3 protein-coding genes and 1 pseudogene are annotated in these 3,805 nt (G+C 62.8%); 1 reads left to right on the top strand and 3 read right to left on the bottom strand.

What is annotated here, in order from left to right:
• Window positions 1-242: pseudogene (locus DT068_RS28475) on the top strand (hypothetical protein); the annotation flags it as partial.
• Here the strand turns inward: DT068_RS28475 and DT068_RS27825 are convergent.
• The 3 genes from DT068_RS27825 to DT068_RS27815 form a co-directional block, all read right to left on the bottom strand.
• The gene (locus DT068_RS27825; protein WP_119393175.1) at window positions 234-854 is read right to left on the bottom strand and encodes an HAD family hydrolase; all 621 of its coding nucleotides are present in this window, start codon (window positions 852-854) and stop codon (window positions 234-236) included. The pseudogene DT068_RS28475 and the gene DT068_RS27825 overlap by 9 nt on opposite strands.
• Entirely contained in the window at window positions 851-2,209 is a 1,359-nt protein-coding gene (gene der, locus DT068_RS27820; protein ID WP_119393174.1) for a ribosome biogenesis GTPase Der, read from the bottom strand. The genes DT068_RS27825 and der overlap by 4 nt, the downstream gene beginning before the upstream one ends.
• Window positions 2,210-2,372: 163 nt before the next feature.
• Window positions 2,373-3,677, bottom strand: coding sequence for a PQQ-like beta-propeller repeat protein (locus DT068_RS27815; protein WP_119393173.1), 1,305 nt, complete (start codon window positions 3,675-3,677; stop codon window positions 2,373-2,375).
• Between the last annotated feature and the right edge of the window lie 128 nt (window positions 3,678-3,805).

Raw genomic sequence — 3,805 nt, 5'->3', positions numbered from 1 at the left:
CAAAAACGAAATTGCAAGCTTTTGAGGCCTCAACCCCCCAAAGCATGCAAACTCAATGCCGGCCTTCTTCCGAAAATCGAATCCCAATCAATGGCTTGGAAGTTCTTCACGGACGACTAGATGCGATGATCGCGGCAACAGCAATCGATAGAAATCTGCATGTGGTCACACGAAATGTCGCCCATTTCGAGCCGCTCGGCGTCGCCTGCATTAACCCTTGGCGATATGGCGCCTCAGACTGAAAATCCCATCGCCCGCAGATCGCGGCCCAGTGCCTCAGGGGACGTAAAATGGATCGCCTGCATGCCGGCGGCGCGGGCGCCTTCGACATTGCGGAGGCTGTCGTCGATGAATACCGCCGTCTCGGGGGTCACGCCATAACGCGTGAAGAAGAGATCGAATATCTCGCGGCCGGGCTTCAGCAGGCGCTCGTCGCCCGAGACGACGATGCCCTCGAATATGTTCAGGAAGTCGAAGCGTTGCAGCGCCTCGCGGAACTTGTCCTGGTTCCAGTTGGTGATGGCATAGACCGGGACCCTGTTGTGCTTGAGGGCCTTCAGGATATCGACGCTGCCCGCGATAGGACCTGAGATCGTCTCATGCCAGTGCTCGTCGAAGGCGCGGATCATCGGATGCCATTCGGGGGGATGCTCCCTGACCAGGATCTCGACCGCATCGGCGAAGCTGCGTCCCCTGTCCTGCTCGATATTCCAGGCCGGCGTGCAGATATTGGTGAGGAACCACTCCATGCGCTCTTCCTCGCCTTCGAAGAAGCGGCGATAGAGATTGCGCGGATCCCAGGCGACGAGGACATTGCCGATATCGAAGACGACGGTGGTCGGGTTCTTTGTCATTTCCTGCCCTTGTCGAAAGGATTGCGGCCGCCGCGCCGGTTGAAACGCAGGGGCGTGCCCCAGAGCTCGAAGGTCTCTCTTATCCCGTTCATCAGATAGCGCACATAGCTTTCCGGCAGATGTTCGAGCTGGTTGCCGAACAGCGAAAAGGTGGGCGGGCGGGCATTGACCTGCGTCACATATCTGATCTTGATGCGGCGGCCCGAGGGAGCGGGCGGCGGATTGCGCTCCAGCATGGTCTCGAGCCAGCGGTTGAGCTGGCCGGTCGAGATGCGGCTGTTCCATTTCTCGACCGCCACGAAGACCGCTTCCATGAGGCGATCGAGCCCCTTCTCGTGATGCGCCGAGATCGGAACGATGGTGACGCCGCGGATCTCGGGCAGGATATCGGCCATATCATCCTTGATATCCTTGAGGCGCTTCTGCTTGTCCTCGACCAGGTCCCATTTCGACAGCGCAATGACGACGGCCCTGCCCTCCTGGGCAGCCAGATCGGCAAGGGTGAGGTCCTGGCGCTCGATCTCAATTCCGGCGTCGATCAGCACCACCACCGCGTCGGCGAAACGGATGGCGCGCAGGCCGTCGGCGACGGCGAGCTTCTCCACCTTGCCGGTGACGCGTGATTTGCGCCTGATCCCGGCCGTATCCCACAAGGTGACGGGCTTGCCGCGCCACGACCAGTCGATGGCTATGGCATCGCGGGTGATGCCCGCCTCAGGCCCCGTCAACACCCGATCCGTCCCCAGAAGCGCATTGATGAGGGTCGATTTGCCGGCATTGGGCTGGCCGATGATGGCGAGCTTCAGCGGCCGGTTCGCAATCTCTTCTTCGTCTTCTTCATCGCCTTCCGGCTTGTCCTCGCCCTTCACAAAGGGCAGAAGCGCGTCATAGAGGCCGTCCATGCCCTCGCCATGCTCGGCAGAAATGGCGATGGGATCGCCCAGCCCCAGCGAGAAGGCCTCGAGCGCCCCCGCCTCGCCCGCTTTGCCTTCCGACTTGTTGGCGAGCACGATGACCGGCTTGCCGTGGCGCCGCAACCTCGAAGCAAATTCCCGGTCGACCGGGGTCACGCCGGCGCGCGCATCGATGACGAACAGGCAGACATCGGCATCGGCGATCGCCGTTTCCGACTGGGCGCTCATGCGGTCCTCGAGGCTGCCGCGCGGCGCATCATCGAGGCCGGCCGTGTCGAATATCCGGAACGTCAGGTCGGCGAGCCGGCCATCGCCCTCGCGCCGGTCGCGGGTGACGCCGGGCTGGTCATCGACCAGCGCCAGCTTGCGGCCGACCAGCCGGTTGAACAGCGTCGACTTGCCGACATTGGGCCGGCCGAGAATGGCGACTTTGGCGGTCATGTTCGGCTCGCAAATCCCGGTTCGTCATCCCGGCGAAAGCCGGGATCCCCAGAATAAGAGCAATCTGGGAAACACTGCCAGCGCGGATAGAATTTAGTGGGCCCCGGCTTGCGCCGGGGTGGCGGAAGAAAAGAACGGGGCATCTTGTAACCGATGCGCCGCGTTAGCGCAAAGCGATCAGCTCGGCATCGTCCGAGAGAAGATAGACCGTGCCATTGGCGATGACGGGCGCGATATAGAAGGCCTCGCCGACCTTTGTCGTGTTGAGGATCTCGCCGGTCTGCGCCGAGATGCTGGCCAGCTGGCCATCGGAGCTTACCGCGAGCAGACGGCCGCCGCCCAGGACGGGACCGGCCCAGACCTTGGCCGGCAGTTCCTTGCTCCATCGTACCGCACCGGTGCGGCGCGACAGCGCCATCAAGTTCTTGCCATTGACGATGACGAAGACATGGTCTCCCGCGACCCAGGGCGTCTGCGAGCCGGAAATGTCGCGCGTCCATTGACGCTCGCCGTTGCTGAGCGAAAAGGCGGCCATGCGCCCGGCATTGGAGATCGCAAAGACCTGGCCGCTCTCGATCACTGGCCGGCCGGCGACGCTGCCGATATTGGTGGCGGTCGCGGTCGGATCGCTCGAGGTGAGCGCGTCGCTCCAGGCCTCGAGACCATCGCTCGCATTGAAGGAAATGATCTCGCCCACCGTTGTCGGGATCACGACAAAGCCCTGGGCCACGGCCGGGCTCGGGCTCGAGGCGACGGTCGCCCGCCCGCCAGTGCCCTGATATTTCCACAGCTCGCCACCATCAGTGGCGCGCAACGCAAATACCTCGTTGCTCGATCCGGTGAAATAGATGGCGCCATTGGCGACAGTAGGTGCTGCGCGCACCGGAGCACCGAGCTTCTTGCGCCACAGTACGGCGCCGGTCGACGCATCGAGCGCCAAAGCCTCGCCGAAAACGGATGTGGCATAGATGCGCTGGCCATCGGAAGCGAGGCCGCCGCCAAAAGCGCGGGTGCTCTTGCCTTCCGGGATGAGCGAGACGCGCCAGGCCCGGCCGCCGCCCGAGGTACGGATCGCCGTCACATTGTTGCGCGAGTCGAGCACATAGGCGACGCCGCCGACAATGATCGGACTGGCGACGATGCGGCCTTCGCTCGATGAGCCTTCACCGGCGCTGGCCGACCAGGCACGAGTCAGCGTGGCGCCGGCCGAGAGATTGCCGAAGGAATTGGTGGCCTGGCCGCCAGGCTGGGCCCAGCTTGCATTGGTCTCGGCCGTCGGGATGATGATGGGTTCGCTCGAGGTCTCCTGCGGAAGCGAGGTATCGCCGGGCGACAGCACGCTTTCGCGCTTGCCGGGCAGCACCGTGTCCTTCTCGCCGGTGACGTTTTCCAGGAGCTTCGATGCCGAGCCGCAACCGGTCAGAAGCAATGAGGTGGCCAGGATCGGCCAGAGCCTGATGTTCAGCATAATCAGTTCATTTCCTTCCGCATGATCTGATCCGAAAAGTCGAGCAACTTTTCGGGATCATGCTTTTCCTTCCGCATGATCTGATCCGAAAAGTCGAGCAACTTTTCGGGATCATGCTTTTCCTTCCG

Source organism: Taklimakanibacter lacteus, from assembly GCA_003576695.1.
In the GTDB taxonomy this organism is placed as follows: domain Bacteria; phylum Pseudomonadota; class Alphaproteobacteria; order Rhizobiales; family Aestuariivirgaceae; genus Taklimakanibacter; species Taklimakanibacter lacteus.
The sequence above is the reverse complement of the archived record's forward strand: the minus strand, read 5'-3'. Positions and strand labels throughout refer to the sequence as shown.

What these genes read in the sequence shown, in the direction of transcription:
- DT068_RS27815 (WP_119393173.1), bottom strand. Translation starts at nt 3,677, where the DNA reads ATGCTGAACATCAGGCTCTGGCCGATCCTGGCCACCTCATTGCTTCTG.
- DT068_RS27825 (WP_119393175.1), bottom strand. Translation starts at nt 854, where the DNA reads ATGACAAAGAACCCGACCACCGTCGTCTTCGATATCGGCAATGTCCTC.
- der (WP_119393174.1), bottom strand. Translation starts at nt 2,209, where the DNA reads ATGACCGCCAAAGTCGCCATTCTCGGCCGGCCCAATGTCGGCAAGTCG.